13 protein-coding genes, 2 tRNA genes, 2 rRNA genes and 1 riboswitch (1 of these 18 running past the window's edge) are annotated in these 18,445 nt (G+C 31.0%); of the genes, 4 read left to right on the top strand and 13 right to left on the bottom strand.

The window, feature by feature from the left end; all coding sequences use genetic code 11:
• The 4 genes from AMO08_RS03155 to AMO08_RS03140 form a co-directional block, all read right to left on the bottom strand.
• Positions 1-938: ribosomal RNA gene (locus AMO08_RS03155) — 23S ribosomal RNA — on the bottom strand; its annotated part reaches 1,806 nt to the left of the window's first position; the annotation flags it as partial.
• A gap of 126 nt (positions 939-1,064) precedes the next feature.
• Positions 1,065-1,140, bottom strand: a tRNA-Ala gene (locus tag AMO08_RS03150).
• A 10-nt stretch (positions 1,141-1,150) separates the two neighbouring features.
• A tRNA-Ile gene (locus tag AMO08_RS03145) sits at positions 1,151-1,227 on the bottom strand.
• Between the two features lie 99 nt (positions 1,228-1,326).
• Positions 1,327-2,801: ribosomal RNA gene (locus tag AMO08_RS03140) — 16S ribosomal RNA — on the bottom strand.
• Positions 2,802-3,137: 336 nt separating this feature from the next.
• On the opposite strand from AMO08_RS03140, the gene AMO08_RS03135 reads away from it, so the two are divergent.
• Positions 3,138-4,430, top strand: coding sequence for a M23 family metallopeptidase (locus AMO08_RS03135; RefSeq protein ID WP_075485052.1), 1,293 nt, complete (start codon positions 3,138-3,140; stop codon positions 4,428-4,430).
• On the opposite strand, the gene AMO08_RS03130 is transcribed toward AMO08_RS03135, so the two are convergent.
• The 5 genes from AMO08_RS03130 to AMO08_RS03110 are packed head-to-tail and all read right to left on the bottom strand — an operon-like array spanning position 4,427 to position 9,120.
• Positions 4,427-4,876: a DUF4167 domain-containing protein gene (locus AMO08_RS03130; RefSeq protein ID WP_075485049.1), complete on the bottom strand. Its 450-nt coding sequence runs from the start codon at positions 4,874-4,876 to the stop codon at positions 4,427-4,429. The two genes, AMO08_RS03135 and AMO08_RS03130, sit on opposite strands and share 4 nt — an antisense overlap.
• A 10-nt stretch (positions 4,877-4,886) precedes the next feature.
• Positions 4,887-5,729, bottom strand: coding sequence for a peptide chain release factor N(5)-glutamine methyltransferase (gene prmC, locus AMO08_RS03125; RefSeq protein WP_075485046.1), 843 nt, complete (start codon positions 5,727-5,729; stop codon positions 4,887-4,889).
• Positions 5,730-5,732: 3 nt separating this feature from the next.
• Complete coding sequence (gene prfA / locus AMO08_RS03120) at positions 5,733-6,806, bottom strand: peptide chain release factor 1 (protein WP_075485043.1); 1,074 nt, start codon at positions 6,804-6,806, stop codon at positions 5,733-5,735.
• A gap of 2 nt (positions 6,807-6,808) precedes the next feature.
• Complete coding sequence (gene ispG / locus AMO08_RS03115) at positions 6,809-7,903, bottom strand: flavodoxin-dependent (E)-4-hydroxy-3-methylbut-2-enyl-diphosphate synthase (RefSeq protein WP_082255015.1); 1,095 nt, start codon at positions 7,901-7,903, stop codon at positions 6,809-6,811.
• Between the two features lie 5 nt (positions 7,904-7,908).
• Complete coding sequence (locus tag AMO08_RS03110) at positions 7,909-9,120, bottom strand: aspartate kinase (RefSeq protein ID WP_075485037.1); 1,212 nt, start codon at positions 9,118-9,120, stop codon at positions 7,909-7,911.
• A 75-nt stretch (positions 9,121-9,195) separates the two neighbouring features.
• Between AMO08_RS03110 and ubiG the strand changes: the two genes are divergently transcribed.
• Positions 9,196-9,918 carry a bifunctional 2-polyprenyl-6-hydroxyphenol methylase/3-demethylubiquinol 3-O-methyltransferase UbiG gene (ubiG, locus tag AMO08_RS03105; RefSeq protein ID WP_075485034.1) on the top strand — a complete coding sequence of 241 codons (723 nt, stop codon included), beginning with the start codon at positions 9,196-9,198 and terminating at the stop codon, positions 9,916-9,918.
• On the opposite strand, the gene AMO08_RS03100 is transcribed toward ubiG, so the two are convergent.
• Both AMO08_RS03100 and argJ read right to left on the bottom strand, forming a co-directional pair.
• Positions 9,915-10,343, bottom strand: coding sequence for a DUF1178 family protein (locus AMO08_RS03100; protein ID WP_075485031.1), 429 nt, complete (start codon positions 10,341-10,343; stop codon positions 9,915-9,917). The genes ubiG and AMO08_RS03100 overlap by 4 nt on opposite strands.
• A 38-nt stretch (positions 10,344-10,381) precedes the next feature.
• Positions 10,382-11,683 carry a bifunctional glutamate N-acetyltransferase/amino-acid acetyltransferase ArgJ gene (gene argJ, locus AMO08_RS03095; protein ID WP_075485028.1) on the bottom strand — a complete coding sequence of 434 codons (1,302 nt, stop codon included), beginning with the start codon at positions 11,681-11,683 and terminating at the stop codon, positions 10,382-10,384.
• A 65-nt stretch (positions 11,684-11,748) separates the two neighbouring features.
• On the opposite strand from argJ, the gene secA reads away from it, so the two are divergent.
• Positions 11,749-14,313: a preprotein translocase subunit SecA gene (secA, locus tag AMO08_RS03090; RefSeq protein ID WP_075485025.1), complete on the top strand. Its 2,565-nt coding sequence runs from the start codon at positions 11,749-11,751 to the stop codon at positions 14,311-14,313.
• A 3-nt stretch (positions 14,314-14,316) separates the two neighbouring features.
• On the opposite strand, the gene AMO08_RS03085 is transcribed toward secA, so the two are convergent.
• Positions 14,317-15,411 (bottom strand): acetyl-CoA carboxylase carboxyltransferase subunit alpha, encoded by a 1,095-nt coding sequence (locus AMO08_RS03085; protein ID WP_075485022.1) that lies wholly within the window; start codon positions 15,409-15,411, stop codon positions 14,317-14,319.
• 101 nt (positions 15,412-15,512) lie between these two features.
• A riboswitch (glycine riboswitch) is annotated at positions 15,513-15,596 on the top strand.
• Between the two features lie 82 nt (positions 15,597-15,678).
• Between AMO08_RS03085 and AMO08_RS03080 the strand changes: the two genes are divergently transcribed.
• The gene (locus AMO08_RS03080) at positions 15,679-17,853 is read left to right on the top strand and encodes a malate synthase G (RefSeq protein ID WP_075485019.1); all 2,175 of its coding nucleotides are present in this window, start codon (positions 15,679-15,681) and stop codon (positions 17,851-17,853) included.
• On the opposite strand, the gene recR is transcribed toward AMO08_RS03080, so the two are convergent.
• Complete coding sequence (gene recR / locus AMO08_RS03075; protein ID WP_075485016.1) at positions 17,828-18,445, bottom strand: recombination mediator RecR; 618 nt, start codon at positions 18,443-18,445, stop codon at positions 17,828-17,830. The two genes, AMO08_RS03080 and recR, sit on opposite strands and share 26 nt — an antisense overlap.

The following is an 18,445-nucleotide window of genomic DNA, read 5'->3' as shown; positions in this document are numbered from 1 at the left end:
CCACAGTCTGTCTGCTGAAGAACAACGTTTAGCATTCGGAGTTTTATTAGGTTTGGTAAGAATCTCTTCCCCCTAGCCCATTTAGTGCTCTACCTCTAAACGTCTATTTATTCAACGCACTACCTAAATAGTTTTCGCGGAAAACCAGCTATCTACGAATTTGGTTGGCCTTTCACCCCTTACCACAAGTCATCCAAAGACTTTTCAACGTCAACTGGTTCGGTCCTCCGGTAAGTGTTACCTTACTTTCAACCTGCTCATGGTAAGCTCATTCGTTTTCGGGTCTAATTCATTAAACTAATCGCCCTATTAAGACTTGCTTTCGCTACGCCTACACCTAGATGGCTTAAGCTTGCTTAATAAATTAAGTCACTGACCCATTATACAAAAGGTACGCCGTCACTCTAAAAAGAGCTTCGACTGATTGTAGGCATGCGGTTTCAGGTTCTATTTCACTCCCCTAATAGGGGTTCTTTTCACCTTTCCCTCACGGTACTAGTTCACTATCGGTCACTGAAGAGTATTTAGGCTTAGAGGGTGGTCCCCCTGTATTCGAGCAGGATTTCACGTGTCCCGCTTTACTCAAGAATTTTGTTAAACATTACTCATACGGGACTATCACCCTCTATGGTTAGCATTTCCAAACTATTCAAATTTTTTTAACAAAATTACTGGCCTAGTCCGCGTTCGCTCGCCACTACTAACGGAATCTCAATTGATTTCTTTTCCTCTGGTTACTTAGATGTTTCAGTTCTCCAGGTTGTCTCTTTAAACCTATGTATTCAGTTTAAAGTACCACATAAAGTGGTGGGTTTCCCCATTCGGAAATTTTCGGATCAAAACTTACATACAGCTCCCCGAAACTTATCGCAGTATATCACGTCCTTCATCGGCTTTCAGTGCCAAGGCATCCACTACACGCCCTTAAACGCTTGATTTATGCACAGAAAAAAATTCTGTGTTGAATCAAATTTTTTTTGAACATTAGCTAATAACATTACTAATGTTCGGATATAGATATTGATATTAATTTTTTTTTCACGATTTTTTATAACTAAGTGTTTTGGTGGAGGATAGCGGGATCGAACCGCTGACCTCCTGAATGCAAATCAGGCGCTCTCCCAGCTGAGCTAATCCCCCATGATCTATTTGGTGGGCCGAGAAAGACTCGAACTTTCGACCCCACCCTTATCAAGGGTGTGCTCTAACCAACTGAGCTACCGGCCCCCATGCAAGAGAAACACTACTTTAAGAAGAGAAATGAGGACGGTCAACATTACCTATGTATATTATTTAGAATAAAAACTAATTTTTATTCATCCTTAGAAAGGAGGTAATCCAGCCGCAGGTTCCCCTACGGCTACCTTGTTACGACTTCACCCCAGTCGCTGACTATACCGTGGTCAAGGGTTTGAAACCTTGCCTTAAGGTAGAACCAACTCCCATGGTGTGACGGGCGGTGTGTACAAGACCCGGGAACGCATTCACCGTGGCACGCTGATCCACGATTACTAGTAATTCCAGCTTCATGCACTCGAGTTGCAGAGTGCAATCCGAACTGAGGTATCTTTTAAGGATTTGCTTAACCTCGCGGTTTTGCTTCCTGTTGTAGATACCATTGTAGCACGTGTGTAGCCCAACACGTAAGGGCCATGAGGACTTGACGTCATCCCCACCTTCCTCCAGCTTATCACTGGCAGTTCTTTCAGAGTGCCCAACTAAATGATGGCAACTAAAAGTGAGGGTTGCGCTCGTTGCGGGACTTAACCCAACATCTCACGACACGAGCTGACGACAGCCATGCAGCACCTGTGTTTCGTCCGGCCGAACCGAAAACTTTAATCTCTTAAAGTCGCGACGAACATGTCAAGTGTTGGTAAGGTTCTGCGCGTATCTTCGAATTAAACCACATGCTCCACTACTTGTGCGGGTCCCCGTCAATTCATTTGAGTTTTAACCTTGCGGTCGTACTCCCCAGGCGGTGTGTTTATCGCTTTCGCTGCGACACTGAAAATAAATTTCCAACGTCTAACACACATCGTTTACGGCATGGACTACGAGGGTATCTAATCCTCTTCGCTACCCATGCTTTCGTTCCTCAGTGTCAGTAATGATCCAGAAAGCTGCCTTCGCAATTGGTATTCTTTCTAATATCTACGAATTTCACCTCTACACTAGAAATTCTGCTTTCCTCTATCATACTCTAGCTGAAAAGTTTTGATGGCAGTTCCAGAGTTAAGCTCTGGGATTTCACCACCAACTTTTTCAACAACCTACGAACTCTTTAAGCCCAGTAATTCCGAACTACGCTAGGTCCCTTCGTATTACCGCGGCTGCTGGCACGAAGTTAGCCGGACCTTCTTATTCGGGTACAGTCATTTTCTTCCCCGACGAAAGAGCTTTACAACCCAAAGGCCTTCTTCACTCACGCGGCATCGCTGCATCAGAGTTTCCTCCATTGTGCAAGATTCCCCACTGCTGCCTCCCGTAGGAGTTTGGGCCGTGTCTCAGTCCCAATGTGGCTGATCATCCTCTCAAATCAGCTATTGATCACAGTCTTGGTAGGCCATTACCCCACCAACAAACTAATCAAGTGCAGGCTCATCCAATGGTGCATAAAGCTTTCTCCGTAAAGACTTATCCGGTATTAGCACAAGTTTCCTCGTGTTATTCCAGGCCAAAGGGTAGATACCTACATGTTACTCACCCGTCTGCCACTAAGTATTGCTACTTCGTTCGACTTGCATGTGTTAGGCGTGCCGCCAGCGTACGTTCTGAGCCATGATCAAACTCTCAAGTTTAAAAACGGCGCACACTAGCTTCCATATAAATTCTAAGAATAAAATTTATATGTGATTGAAGTGTGTACGACAAATTTTGGTAACCTTAACCGTCCACACTTCTCTTCTTAAATTTTAACGCTTTAAATAGCTAATTGAGCAAAAAAGGCTCAATAATCCTCACTTATTTATTGTTTAAACAATAATTTTACTGAGAAAGTTCAGTGCTTATAGGCTAAAAATAAAGGAAATCAAGCATTTAAGAACAAAAAAAACAACAAAAATACCACATTTTAAAGGGTTTTTTTTGATTTTTATTCACCCCTAAACTATTAATTGATCGTCTATCAAAAATATATGCTTAATAATTTTAAATTTAAATTTAAAAAAAATTTTGAAATTTTTGGATTAATTATCTTAATTTTTATAACTGCTATAGCCACAAGTTATTTTAATTATAAAAAAAATTTGAACGAAAAAACTTATACTAATTTTATTGATAATGTTTACTTTACAAAAACATTAAGTTACTTAATTGATAATCTAGAACCAAAATATAAAAAAGTTAAACACAAAATTAAATCAGGTGAAACATTTGATAAAATTTTGGAAAGCTATTCAATTGAGAAGTCAGAAATAATTAAAATTAAAACCTCTCTTAAAAAAAAAATAAATCTTAATAAATTAAATACTAAACAAATAATACAATTTAGTCTTGATAAAACAAACAACAAAATTGAGGAATTTATATATCAAACTTCTAATACTCAAAAAATTTATCTAAAAAGAAATGTTATAGGAGACAATTTTAATAAAGAAATTATTTCAATAAAATTAAATAAAAAAATAATATATAAAGAAAACTTAATAGCTCAAAGTCTATACAAAGCAGCTACTGACAAACAAATTCCTGCTAATACAATTATTGATTTCGCGGGTATTTATGGATTTCAAGTTGATTTTCAAAGAGATATTAGAAAAAATGATAAATTTCAAATTATGTATGAAATTTTTTTAAATGAACAAAATGAACTTATAGAAACAGGTGAAATTCTGTTTGCGAACCTAAAGCTCAGTGGACAAGACAATAATTTATATTATTTTGATAATAAAGGAAGTGTAGGTCACTATGATAGAAATGGTAAAAGTGTTAAAAAAGCATTAATGAAGACACCAATTAACGGTGCAAGACTTTCTTCTCCATTTGGAATGAGAAAACATCCTATAGATGGTTACAATAAAATGCATAGAGGTACTGATTTTGCTGCACCTATCGGGACTCCAATAATGGCATCTGGGGATGGCATAGTAAAAAAAGCCGGATGGTGTGGAGGAGGAGGAAACTGTGTAAAAATAAAACATAATTCAACTTATCAAACAGTTTATGCCCATATGTCAAAATTTGCTCGTGGTATTAAACCTGGTGTAAGAGTTAAGCAAGGACAAACTATTGGTTACGTTGGCTCCACAGGAAAATCTACCGGTCCTCATTTACATTATGAGGTGATTGTAAATGGAAAAAAAGTAAATTCACAAAAACTTAAACTTCCATCAGGTAAAATATTGAAAGGTGAAGAGCGAAAACTATTTGAAACGAACAAAATTAAATTGGATGTTCTTAAATCAGAAAAAATATTGGGAATAAACTAATTTACTTCCACTTGGGCTTTTGCAGTTTTTTGAATTTTATTTTTATCTTCGGATGCACCTACTTTATCTGTAGAATTTTGATCTAAATTTTCATTATTTTCTTCAGTAACTTCAGTATTATTTTCAGATCTACTTTCAGAAAACTTCTCTCTTTTAAAACTTTCTCTTTCGTTAAGTATTCTTGTAAAATGATCAGCATGCTGTAAATAATTCTCAGATAAAATTTTATCTCCGTTTGAAAGCGCCTCTCTTGCTAAATCATTGTATTTTTCTATTAATTTAGGTGCATTATGATTATTTCTTCCAGGAGCTTTTCTTTTGAAATTATCATTATTTGAAAAGTTAGAGTTAAATTTCGGAGCATCACCATTCGTTTTAAAATTTCTAGTATTTCTTCTGAAGCCACTTTTTCTATTGTTATTGCTATTATTTCTAAATGTTACCATAATTTAATAATTATATTTTTGTACTAACTATACACCGATCATTATTTGCATAATCTTTTTGGATACTATTTATATAAAAACCTTCTTTTTTTAATAAATTAATTACTTTATTTTTTTGATCAAATCCGATCTCTAAAATAAATTTGCTATTTTTTTTTATCAGTTCAGAAGATTTTTTAATTACTTTTCTGATTTCTGATAAACCATCTAATCCACCGTCTAAAGCTAGTTTTGGTTCAAACTCAGCAACATCTCTTTCCAAATATTTAATTTTACATGTATTAATATAAGGAGGATTAGAAACAATTAAATCATATTTTCCTAAATTGAATTTGTCAACATCTGATTTATAAAATTTTACTCTAGAACTAACTTTAAGATTAATTGCATTCTTTTTACTTATATTAAGACATTTTTCACTTATATCTATGCCGGTACCGATAAAATCTTTTCTTTCTTTAAGAATTGAAAGAAGAATACAGCCTGAACCAACTCCTATATCCAAAATATTTAATTTATTTCTTTGTTTTGTTAACTTTAATGTATTTTCTACAACGAGTTCTGTATCTGGTCTTGGAATTAATGTATCATTCGAAATAATAAATTCTGAATTCCAAAAAGATTTTTTTTTAATTAAATATGCTACAGGTTTTCCTAAAGATCTCTTTTCAATTAACTTAAAAAATTTATTTAAATCATTTTTATTAATAGGATTGCTGTAATTTAGTAAAATATAATTTCTATCTTTATTAATTATTTTAGCCATTAAAATTTCAGCATCTAATAGTGGGTTAGGTATAAATTTACTGTTTAAAATTTTTGAACCCTCATTTATAGCCAAATTAATATTCATATATTATTTTAAGTTACTAAGACTTTCCTCTTGCGCTTGTAGTGTCAAAGATTCAATCATTTCATCAAATACTTCTCCTTCTAAAAATTCATCTAATTTATGAAGAGTTAAATTTATTCTATGATCTGTAACTCTTCCTTGAGGGAAGTTGTAAGTTCTTATTCTTTCTGATCTGTCACCTGTACCGATTTTTGTCTTACGGTCTTGAGATCTTTCTTGGTCAATTCTTGATCTTTCCAATTCATATAAACGTGCTCTCAAAATTTTCATTCCCTTAGCTTTATTTTTATGTTGTGATTTTTCATCTTGTTGAGATACACTTAAACCAGTCGGGATGTGAGTAATTCTTACAGCACTATCTGTCGTATTAACAGATTGTCCACCTGGTCCACCTGCTCTAAATACATCTATTCTTAAGTCAGAATCATTTATTTTTAAATCTACATCTTCTGCTTCAGGTAAAACAGCTACTGTTGCTGCTGATGTATGAACTCTTCCTTGAGTTTCGGTGTCTGGAACTCTCTGTACTCTATGAACTCCACTCTCATACTTTAGTGTTGAATAGATATTAGTACCTTTTATTGAAGCTATAACTTCTTTTAAACCTCCTGCATCACTTCTAGATATTGAGATTAATTCTAAAGACCATTTTTTTTTATGACTAACTTTTTCATACATTTTAAATAAATCTGATGCAAATAAACTTGCTTCTAATCCACCAGTCCCTGCTCTTATTTCAATAATAGCATTTTTTTTATCTGCTTCATCTTTTGGCAGCAAAAATAATTTTAATTTTTTTTCATTAGCTTCATATCGATTTTGTAAATCTATCAATTCTGTATCTGCCATTTTTTTTAACTCTCCATCAGCAGAGCTATCATTTAATATTTTCTCCAATTCTTCTTTTTCAGTTTGAAAAGAAATGTAATCTTTGGCACTTCCAACTATCTCATTTAAATCTGAGTATTCTTTTGATTTTTCAGCAAATAACTTGTTATCTAATCCACCAGTGGATAAGTCTTTTTCTATGGATGAATGTCTTATTAATAATTCCTTAACTGTTTTTAAGGGTATCATAATTAGTTCTCTAGTTCAGATGCTTTTTTCTCAATTTCGCTTACAACTTTATTAATTATGTCATCAGTCAAAACTTTTTCTTTCTGAACACCGGATAAATAAAGCATATTATTTCCTTTTCCCCCTCCAGTAATTCCTATGTCTGTCATTGCAGCTTCTCCTGGTCCATTAACAACACAACCAATAATTGACAGTGTTATTGGTGTTTTTATATGGGCTAGTTTCTCTTCTAATATTTTGACAGTATCGATTACTTGAAATGCTTGTCTTGCACAAGAAGGGCAAGAAATGATCTTTACTCCTCTATTTCTCAGATTTAGTGATTTTAATATCTCATTACCAATTTTTACCTCTTGAGTTGGGTTGTCAGATAAAGAAATTCTAATAGTATCTCCAATTCCATCCATTAATAAACTACCAAGCCCTATGGATGATTTTATGCTCCCAGATACAAAACTTCCTGCCTCTGTAATTCCAAGATGTAGAGGATAATCTATAACTTTAGACAATTGTCTGTATGCTGCTATCGAAAGGAATACATCTGATGATTTGACACTTATTTTAAAATTTAAAAAATCTTTATCTTCTAAAATTTTTATATTTCTTAAAGCGCTTTTAACTAATGCCTCTGGACAAGGCTCTTTAAATTCCTCTAAAATATCTTTTTCCAGAGAACCTGCATTTACTCCAATTCTGATTGAACAATTATTACTCTTTGCTGCTTTCAATACCTCGTGTATCTTTGTTTCATCTCCAATATTTCCTGGATTAATTCTTAAACAGCTAGCTCCATTTTCTGCTGCCTCAATAGCTCTTTTGTAATGAAAATGTATATCTGCAACTACTGGTATTGATACATGTTTTATTATTTCTTTTAATGCTTTTGAAGAGTCTTCATCTGGACAAGACACTCTTACAATATCAGCACCTTCCTCAGCTATATCATTAATTTGTTTAATGGTTGCTTTAACATCCGTAGTTAAAGTGTTCGTCATTGATTGAACAGAGATTGGATTGTCTCCCCCAATCTTTACATTTCCAACATTTATAACTTTTGTTTTTCTTCTTTTAATATCTCTAAATGGTCTTAAACTCATTATAATTAATCTAATTTAAATTCTTTATGTAAAGCAGCTATTGCTCTTTTAACATGCTTAACAGAAACTAGAACTGAAATCTTTATCTCTGAGGTAGAAATAACCAAAATATTAATTTTTTTTGAGGCTAGTGCCTGGAACATTCTATATGTTATACCAGGAGTCGTTATCATACCAACACCGATGATTGAAACTTTAGAAACACCTTTATCAAAAGATAATTTTTTAAAAGATATTTTTTTATTTTGTTTAATTAATTTTTCTGTTTTTTTTAAATCATCAGCTTTTATAGTAAATGTAAGATCTGTCTCTTTTCCATCTAAAGATATATTTTGAACTACCATATCTACATTGATAAGATTTTTTGATAATGGTTTAAAAATAGAAGCAGCAACACCAGGTCTATCTTTTACTCCTACAATTGTAATTTTAGCATCATTTTTTGTTGATGAAATTCCAGTAATAATTTGGTCACTAAATGCTTTTTTAGAATTAGTTATTAAGGTGCCAGATTTTGATACAAATGAAGATTTTACTTTAACATCAATCTTATTCAGCTTTGCATCCTGAACCGAAGTAGGCTGCATTACTTTTGAACCGAGAGATGCCATTTCTAACATTTCGTCATAAAAAATTTTTTTAATTTTTTTTGCTTTTTTATACTGCCTTGGATCAGTAGTATAAACTCCATCTACATCAGTATATATTATACACTCATCAGCTTTAATAAATTTTGCAAGCATAATTGCAGTTGCATCAGATCCGCTTCTTCCGATTGTTGTTATTCTTAAATCTTTACTTACACCCTGAAATCCTGTGATTATAGGTATTCCACCTGAGTTTATATATCTATTTAGTTCTTTGATACCTACTGAACTAATCCTTGCACTTGAATGAGGACCATCTGTTAAAATAGGTAATTGCCATGATGTCCAAGATCTCGATTTAAACCCATTATGTTTTAGTCTACCAGCAATAAGTGCGCATGATGCTTGCTCTCCAGTCGAAACTAATACATCATATTCTGCTCTATCAAAATTGCTACTTATCAATTTAGATTTATTAACTAACTCATTTGTCACACCACTCATTGCCGATGAAACAACTACTAACTTATTTTTTTTCTTTTTGTAAAAAGCAATTATTTTGCATACCTTTTTAATTCTATCTATAGTTCCTACAGATGTTCCACCAAATTTTAAAACGATAGTTTTCATGCTAGCTTTAATTATTAATATTTAATAAATAATGGATAAAATACATCTAAATTGTTATGTCAACTATTTATCACAATGACTAGTGTAAATAAAAAAGAAATAGATAAATTTTCTAAAATGGCCAATGAATGGTGGGATCCAGAGGGTAAATTCAAACCACTTCATAAATTTAATCCAACAAGAATAAAATATATAAAAGAAAATATTATTAATAATTTCAAATTAAAAAATAAATTAAGACCTTTATCAGGAATAGATATTTTAGATATTGGATGTGGTGGAGGGTTACTATCCGAACCAATGTCAAGACTGGGAGCAAATGTTACAGGTATCGATGCATCTGATAAAAATATAAAAATTGCAAAACTCCATTCAAAAAAAAATAAACTAAAAATTAATTATTTATGTTCATCGCCTGAAAAGCTTAAAATTAACAAAAAATTTGATGTAATTTTAAATATGGAAATTGTTGAACATGTAGAGGATGTAGATTTTTTTTTAAAGTCTTGCTCAAAACTTTTAAAAAAAAATGGACTAATGTTCGTTGCAACAATAAATAAAACTTTAAAATCATATGTTTTTGCAATTGTTGGAGCAGAGTATGTTTTGAGATGGCTTCCAATTGGAACACACGAATGGGAAAAATTTGTTAAACCTGAAGATCTTAAAAAAATTTTAATGAAATATGATTTATCTCTAAACAAATTAGAGGGTATGAATTTTAACATTATTAAGGATGAATGGAGTATTTCTAGAGATTTATCTGTAAACTATATAGCAAAGTTTATTAAAAACTAATTTTCTTTTTCATCTATCCAAGGGATCATTTGAGCATCTATACCTTCTTCTTTTAATTCTTTCAAATCTTCCTTTGATGCACTACCGTAAATACCCTTTGATTTTTTTTTACCATTGTAATGAATTGATCTCGCTTCATAAGCAAAATTATCACCAACATAATTAAAATTATCTTTAATAAATTTTTGATAATCTTTTATAGTTTTTTTTACTTTATTATATTTTTCTAAGTTTAATTTTTCATCAGTTTTTGATTTATTACTTATTAGCTGAGGTGCCATAATTGTTTTTTCAACTTTTTCTGAATTGCAATTATGGCAATTTAAAAGTTTTTTCTTTTTTAGTCTTTCATACTCGTTTGAAGATGCAAACCAACTATCAAATTTTAAATTACATTCTTTACAAAAAAGTTTATATTTAATCATGATTATTACTTAATTATAAAATTTGGGTTTTCAATAAGTTAACTTCTATAGTCTGCATTAATTTCAATATATTTTTTTGTTAAATCCATAGTATAAGCTGTGAAGTTTTTATTTCCTGTGAAGGCTTCAATGTTTATTTCTATATTTTCAGATTTCATATAATTTGCTGTTTGTTTTTCATCATAACTTTGATTTAATTTTCCACCTTCTACAATTGTTATATTTCCAAACTTAACAGATAATTTTTTTAAATTAATTTTAGGCCCAGCTTTACCGATTGCCATTATAACTCGGCCCCAATTCGGATCTTCTCCAGAAATTGCGGTTTTTACTAGTGGAGAATTTGCAACAGATAAAGCAATTTTTTTTGCATCTATATCATTTTTACATTTGCTAACATTAATTGTTATAAATTTTGATGCTCCTTCACCATCTGAAACAATTCTTTTGGCCAAATTTAAAAGAACATTATTTAATGCTTTATCAAAATTTTTAATTTTATTTTCATTCACACTTTTTACTTGAGAATTTTTAACTTCATTAGTTGCAAAGATAGTTGCCATATCATTTGTGCTGGTATCTCCATCACAAGAAATAGCATTAAATGTATTGGTTATATTTTTTTTTAATAGCTTTCCTAAAACGTCATTAGATAAAGTTGCATCAGTAAATACATACGCAAGTGTTGTGGCCATATTCGGATGTATCATTCCTGAACCTTTAGCAATTCCATATATTTTTACTTTTTCACTTCCAATAAAACATTCCTCCATAGCTAATTTTGGCTTTGTATCCGTAGTCATAATTGCAAGTGCTGCCTTCATCCAAATGAATTTATTTTGAGTATAAGTAATTTTTTTTATTAGATTTGGAATATTGTTAGAAATTTTTTCATATGGAAAAATTTCTCCAATAGTACCAGTACAACCAAATATTATATTCTTTGAAAAAATTTTCTTTGGATTCTCTTCGTCTTCTTCCTGTTTTTTATTTAATTCTTTCGCAGTTAAATCTGCTATTTTTTTTAAACTTTCATACCCTTGCTTTCCAGTGAAAGCATTGGCATTTCTTGTATTTATAATAAGAGAATATATTTTTTTTGGTCTTTGGTTAATATTCCATTTTATATTTTCTGATATTATTTTTGATTGAGTATAAACAGAAGCATAATTAGCACCTTCTCTGAAATAGAACATTGTTAAATCGTCTCTGATATCTTTATATAAATTTGCAGAAACAACTGAAATTGAAAGACCATCTAAATGATCAAGGTCTTGAAAATCAATCATTTTAGTATTTTTTGATTGAGATGATAAAAAATTTGTTAAATTAATTCCCATATTGTTTAAATTATTTATTTAATACATATATTAAACAATATAAGTAAAGAATAAATCAAATAGTCATGTTTAACCCATTAAATTTAATTACAAAATTTATCAAATCTAGCAATCAAAAAGAACTAGATAGAATTGGAAAAATTGTTGAAAAAATAAACTTAAATGAGGAAGATTTAAAAAATTTAAATGACGATGACTTTCCAAAAAAAACCAATGAATTTAAAAATCAGATAAAAGACGGAAAAACTTTAAACGAATTACTTCCAGAAGCTTTCGCTTTAGTCAGAGAGGCTGCTAAACGAACACGAAATGAAAGACACTTTAACGTTCAGTTAATAGGAGGTGTAGCCTTGCATGAGGGCAAAATTGCAGAAATGAGAACTGGAGAAGGAAAAACTCTAACAATAACACTTGCTGCATATTTAAATGCATTGAGTGGCAAAGGTGTACATATAGTAACTGTAAATGATTATCTTGCAAAAAGAGACTCTATTGAAATGGGACAAATCTATAATTTTCTTGGTCTTTCATCGGGATTTATAAACAACTATCAAGATGATGCTGAACGTAAAAAAAATTATAATTGTGACATAACATATGCAACTAACAGTGAATTAGGTTTTGATTACCTGAGAGATAATATGAAATTTTCTGAACAAGAAATGGTTCAGAGAGATCATAATTTTTCAATAGTAGATGAGATAGACTCATGTTTGATTGATGAGGCAAGAACACCTTTAATAATTTCTGGAGCAGCTGAAGATAAAACTGCCCAATATCTAGTAATTGATAAACTAATTAGAATCTTAAACAATAAAGACTTTGAAATTGATGAAAAAGAAAAGAGTGTTTTATTGACAAATGATGGAATTAATAATGTTGAAAAACTCTTTTCTAATGCTGGTATTTTAAAAAATAATAATTTTTATGATCCAGAAAATTTACATTTAGTTCATCATGTTAATCAGGCTTTAAGAGCAAATCATTTATTTGAAAAAGGTAGAGACTACATTGTTAAAGATGGAAGTCTTAAAATTATTGATGAACTAACTGGAAGAATTTTAGAAGGTAGACGTTTTGGAGATGGCTTGCATCAAGCATTAGAGGCCAAAGAAAAAATTAAAGTACAGGCTGAAAATCAAACATTAGCTTCAATTACTTATCAAAATTATTTTAAACTTTATAAAAAATTATCTGGTTGTACTGGTACGGCCGCTACAGAATCCGAAGAGTTTTTTGAAATTTATAATCTTCCTGTTGTTGTTATTCCAACAAACAAAGAGATGATTCGAAAAGATTTTAACGATCTAATTTTTAGAACAGAAAAAGAGAAAAATGAAGCAATTATAGAAAAAATAATTGAAAGAAATAAATTAGGTCAGCCTATTTTGGTATTTACCTCAAGTATTAATAAATCTGAAGTTTATTCAAATTTGTTAAATCAAAAAAATATTAAACATGTAGTGTTAAACGCAAAAAATCATGAAAATGAAGCTGAGATAATTGCAAATGCAGGAAAAGAAAATTCATTAATAATTACAACAAGTATTTCGGGAAGAGGAGTTGATATTCAACTTGGTGGTAAGAAGGGCTCTATTCCAGAGGAGGAACTTAAAATAAATAAAGATAAAATTAAATCCTTTGGTGGTTTATTTGTAATTGGTACAGAAAGAATGGAGTCTAGAAGGGTGGATAACCAGGCAAGAGGAAGATCTGGAAGACAGGGAGATGAAGGTAGCTCTGTATTTTACGTCAGTCTAGAGGATGATTTAATGAGAATTTTTGGATCAGATTCTATGAATAATATGCTCGAAAAACTTGGACTTAAAGACGGTGAAAGTATTGATCATCCATGGATTAATAAAGCTTTAGAGAGAGCACAGCAGAAAGTGGAAGCTAGAAATTTTGATATAAGAAAAACACTCATCAAATTTGATAATGTTCTTAATGATCAAAGGCATGTTGTATTTTCACAAAGAAAAAATGCGATGAATAGTGAAAATATCTTTGATTATTCAGATGAATTTTTAAAAGAAATATCTGATGATTTAATTAATTTAAAAATTTCAAATTTATCTAATCCTAAAAGTAATGAATTTTATAATAAAACTAAACAAATAGTTGGAAAAAGCTTTGAAGAAGCTGAATTTAAAGATTTAATTGAAGCAAAAGATAAAGATTTCAGAGAGAAGATTTCTAATAAGTTTCAAGAAACTAGAAATGAACGGATTAAACTTCTAGGTGAAGATCATGCAAAAGAAATTGAAAAAAGAATTTTTCTTCAATCAATTGATTTAAACTGGAAATCTCACATTCAATATTTGGAGCAATTGAGACAAGTTATAGGATTAAGATCTTATGGTCAGAGAGATCCTTTAGTTGAATACAAAAAAGAAGCATTTGAATTATTTTCAAATCTTCTAGAAAAATTAAAGTTAGATTATGTAAGTATTTTAATGAACTTAAAGGTAGTAATGGAACCAAATAATGAAGAAAAAAATTCTAAAAAAATAAATCCATCTGATAATCCAAAATGTTTATTGTTAATAAAAAAAAATCAAAAAATTTCTAGAAACGATAGATGTGAGGCTACAGGAAAAAAATTTAAAAACTGCTGTGGAGCCTTATAGAATTTAAATTAATAAAAAGATTGAAGAAACTAAAATTAATCCACCAATAACCGCTATTAATATTTTTTTTGATTTAAAAATTTGATCAAAGTTATTTTTCTTAATTGTTAATGTACTTAAATCTTCAGTACTAGTCATAAAACCATCATTTCTTCCAATTTTTAGAAATTTATTTTTTCTCTCAGTCATTATTTCTTCAGAGGATAAGTTGTCAAAATAATTTAAATTTTTTGTTAAGGTTTGTCTGATATTGGTTAATATTATATCTCTATCTCTGTGTGCACCACCTAATGGTTCGTCAATTATTTCATCAATAACTTTTAACTTAAGTAAATCTTTAGCTGAAAGCTTCATAGCTTTCGCAGCATCAAGCATTTTTTTTGGATCTCTCCATAGAATAGTTGCACATCCCTCAGGGGATATTACTGAATAAATTGCATTTTCTAGCATAAGGACTTTATTTGATGAAGCTAATGCAATTGCTCCACCAGAACCACCTTCACCTATAATTATTGCAATTGTTGGAACTTTAAGCTCCATACAGCACTCGATTGATTTTGCAATTGCTTCTGCTTGTCCTCGTTCTTCGGCTCCTACACCTGGATATGCTCCTGGAGTGTCAATAAAAGAGATTATGGGAATATTAAATTTGTTTGCTAAGTTCATTAATCTTATAGTTTTTCTATAACCTTCTGGCCTCATCATTCCAAAATTTCTTTCTATTCTGCTATCCAAATCTTCTCCTTTTTCTTGTCCTATCACTAAAACTGATTTTCCATTAAATTTTGCAAATCCAGTTAAAACCGATTTATCTTCTCCATAATATCTATCTCCAGATAGTGAGATGAAATCATCAAACAAATTATCAATAAAAAATTTTGCTTTAGGTCTATCTTCATGACGAGCGACCATAGTAGTCTGCCAAGGATCTAGATTGGAATAAATATTTTTTAATTTTTCATCTATTTCTGTTTGAGTGCTTGAAATTTTTTGAGTATCGACTTCTGATAATCCCTCTTGATTGTAAGGATCTTTCAATTTTTCTAGTTCGTTTTCTAGATCTTTAATTTCTGTTTCAAAATTTAGATAATTTTTCATATTTTATTTATAGCGGATGGTTAAAATACAAAAAAGGCAATAAAATGATATTAAATAAGGTGTAATTCTTATTAATTGACTTAAATCATTTAACAGATACAAATTCATTATCGGGAGAGACTATTTTTAGCGCCGAAGGAGCAACCACCCCGGAAACTCTCAGGCAAAAGGACCGATTAAAGCATAACACTCTGGAAAGAGATTGATTTCCGCCGAAGGAGTAAAGCTCTCAGGCAAAAATACAGATGGGGTAAGAAGTTAAGTGCTATGCAAGAAAAATACATTAAAATTAACAACCTTCAAGTATCTGAAAAACTATCTAACTTTGTAAGCGACGAATTATTAAAAGGGACTGATATATCAGCAGAAAATTTTTGGTTAGGTCTTGAGGAAACTCTTGATGAGCTAGCACCAAAAAATAAAGAATTAATTAAATTTAGAGAAGAATTGCAGAAAAAAATTGATGAATGGCATATTAAAAATAAAGGTAAAGAATTTAATTTAAATGAATATAAAAAATTTTTATTAGAAATTGGTTACTTAAAAGAAGAAGGGCCTGACTTTAAAATTGAAACCAAAAATGTTGATGAAGAAATTGCAAGTATAGCAGGGCCTCAGTTAGTTGTGCCTGTGATGAATGCAAGATATGCATTAAATGCTGCGAATGCAAGATGGATGAGTTTATATGATAGTCTTTATGGTACGGATGTAATTGAACAGTCTGAGGATAGCGTATCTGAAAGATATGATCCTTTAAGAGGTGAAATGGTTATCAAATATGGAAGAGATTTTTTAGATAAATACTTTCCATTAGCGGGATTAAGCTGGAATAAAATTACAAGTTTTGCTGTAAAATTTGGAAAATTAAAAGTTTTGAAAGGTGCCGATATTTTTGATTTAGAGGACGAAAATAAATTTATTGGACACAGAGGTGAAAGTGATAATCCATCCGCAATTATTTTAAAAAATAATAATTTACATATTGAAATTCTAAAAGATTCTAGAGCTTTTGCTGCCCAACAAGATCATGCTGGTATTAGTGACATAATACTAGAGTCAGCAGTGTCAACAATTTGTGATAATGAAGATAGTGTAGCAGCAGTCGACTCGAAAGATAAAATTATTTGTTATCGAAATTGGCTGGGTTTAATGAAGGGAGATCTTAAGTCAAAATTTGAAAAAGAAGGAAAATTATTTGAGAGAAAATTAAATCCACACAGAAGTTATATCTCAAAAGATGGCAAAGGCTTAAAGTTGCATGGTAGAAGCCTATTGCTTGTAAGGAACGTCGGTCATCTGATGAAAAATCCTTCAATTTTATTGAGTGATGGAAGCGAAATACCTGAGGGTATTATGGATGCATTTATAACTACAGCAGCCGCGCTACATGATATTAAAAATAAAAATAATTCAAGAACTGGATCAGTTTATATTGTAAAACCTAAAATGCATGGTCCAGACGAGACGGCATTTACAGATTTAATTTTTTCTAAAGTTGAGGAAGTTCTAAATTTACCTAAGTACACATGTAAGATTGGGATTATGGATGAAGAGCGAAGAACATCAGCAAATTTAAAAGAATGTATTAGAAGTCTCAAAAATAGAGTTTTTTTTATCAATACTGGTTTCTTAGACAGAACTGGTGATGAAATGCATACATCAATGGAAGCCGGTCCTATGATTAAAAAAGGTGATATGAAATCGTCTAAATGGATTACTGCATACGAAAATAACAATGTTGATATTGGTTTAAGTTGTGGGTTTTCTGGTAAAGCTCAAATTGGAAAAGGAATGTGGGCAATGCCCGACAAAATGAAAGATATGATGGAGCAAAAAACAGGACACTTAAAAGCAGGTGCAAATTGTGCGTGGGTTCCATCACCAACAGCAGCTGCATTACATGCTCTACATTATCATGAAATAAATATTTTCGATGAACAAAAAAAATTAACTGATAGAGAACCAGCTATGCTTGATGATCTTTTAACAATTCCAATAGCAGATAGACCCAATTGGTCTGTAGAGGATATAAATAAAGAAATTTCAAACTCTGCACAAACTTTATTGGGGTATGTTGTAAGGTGGGTCGATCAAGGAGTAGGTTGTTCAAAAGTTCCTGATATTAACAATATTGGCTTGATGGAAGACAGGGCAACTCTAAGAATTTCTTCACAACATATAGCCAACTGGATTCATCATGGAATTACAACAAAAATACAAGTAACTGAAATAATGAAAGAGATGGCCAAAATAGTAGATGATCAGAACAAAGATGATCCGCTATATGTTAAAATGAGTGATGATTATGAAAATTCTATAGCGTTTCAAACTGCTTGTGATTTAGTGTTTAAAGGTAAAGAGCAACCTTCAGGTTATACTGAACCATTACTTCATTTAAATAGATTGAAAAAAAAATCTAATCTGAGTTCGAAACCAAATTAGACCTATTTTTAAAAGCAGAAAATAAAGTTCCATCATCTAAACTTTCAATTTCTCCACCAACAGGTAATCCTTGTGCTAATTTAGTAATCTTAACATTCAAATTTTTTAAACTATCTTGAATATAATATGCAGTTGTTTGACCTTCAACAGTTGCACTAGTTGCAAGTATGACTTCTTCTATCTTATCTTTTTTAACTCTTTGCACTAAAGAATTAATTAATAAATCCTCTTTTTTTTGTCCAGCTGACGAAATAGTGCCTCCTAAAATGTGAAAATAACCTTTATATATATTTGAACTTTCTATACTCCACTGGTCAGATATATTTTCTACTACACAAATTTTTTCATATTTTTTATCTACAATTTTACAATTTTCATAATCACACTCTATTGAAATAGATTTTAGAGCCCCACAAATTTTGCATCTAGAAATATTTTTATAAACATCCGCTAATGATTTTGCTAAAGGTTTTACTAGTTCATCTCTATTATTAATTAACTTTAATACAATCCGCTTTGCTGATTTAGGACCCAAGCCAGGCAATTTTGATATCAGTTTAATTAAATCATCTATCTCATTACCATTTTCCAT

The sequence above is a fragment of the Candidatus Pelagibacter communis genome (genome assembly GCF_001180205.1).
GTDB lineage: Bacteria > Pseudomonadota > Alphaproteobacteria > Pelagibacterales > Pelagibacteraceae > Pelagibacter > Pelagibacter ubique_O.
Note: the sequence above shows the minus strand (reverse complement) of the source record. Positions and strands in the feature narration are given on the sequence as shown.

Coding starts and splice junctions, on each gene's coding strand:
- AMO08_RS03135 (WP_075485052.1), top strand. CDS start 3,138: ATGCTTAATAATTTTAAATTTAAATTTAAAAAAAATTTTGAAATTTTT.
- AMO08_RS03130 (WP_075485049.1), bottom strand. CDS start 4,876: ATGGTAACATTTAGAAATAATAGCAATAACAATAGAAAAAGTGGCTTC.
- prmC (WP_075485046.1), bottom strand. CDS start 5,729: ATGAATATTAATTTGGCTATAAATGAGGGTTCAAAAATTTTAAACAGT.
- prfA (WP_075485043.1), bottom strand. CDS start 6,806: ATGATACCCTTAAAAACAGTTAAGGAATTATTAATAAGACATTCATCC.
- ispG (WP_082255015.1), bottom strand. CDS start 7,903: ATGAGTTTAAGACCATTTAGAGATATTAAAAGAAGAAAAACAAAAGTT.
- AMO08_RS03110 (WP_075485037.1), bottom strand. CDS start 9,120: ATGAAAACTATCGTTTTAAAATTTGGTGGAACATCTGTAGGAACTATA.
- ubiG (WP_075485034.1), top strand. CDS start 9,196: ATGACTAGTGTAAATAAAAAAGAAATAGATAAATTTTCTAAAATGGCC.
- AMO08_RS03100 (WP_075485031.1), bottom strand. CDS start 10,343: ATGATTAAATATAAACTTTTTTGTAAAGAATGTAATTTAAAATTTGAT.
- argJ (WP_075485028.1), bottom strand. CDS start 11,683: ATGGGAATTAATTTAACAAATTTTTTATCATCTCAATCAAAAAATACT.
- secA (WP_075485025.1), top strand. CDS start 11,749: ATGTTTAACCCATTAAATTTAATTACAAAATTTATCAAATCTAGCAAT.
- AMO08_RS03085 (WP_075485022.1), bottom strand. CDS start 15,411: ATGAAAAATTATCTAAATTTTGAAACAGAAATTAAAGATCTAGAAAAC.
- AMO08_RS03080 (WP_075485019.1), top strand. CDS start 15,679: ATGCAAGAAAAATACATTAAAATTAACAACCTTCAAGTATCTGAAAAA.
- recR (WP_075485016.1), bottom strand. CDS start 18,445: ATGGAAAATGGTAATGAGATAGATGATTTAATTAAACTGATATCAAAA.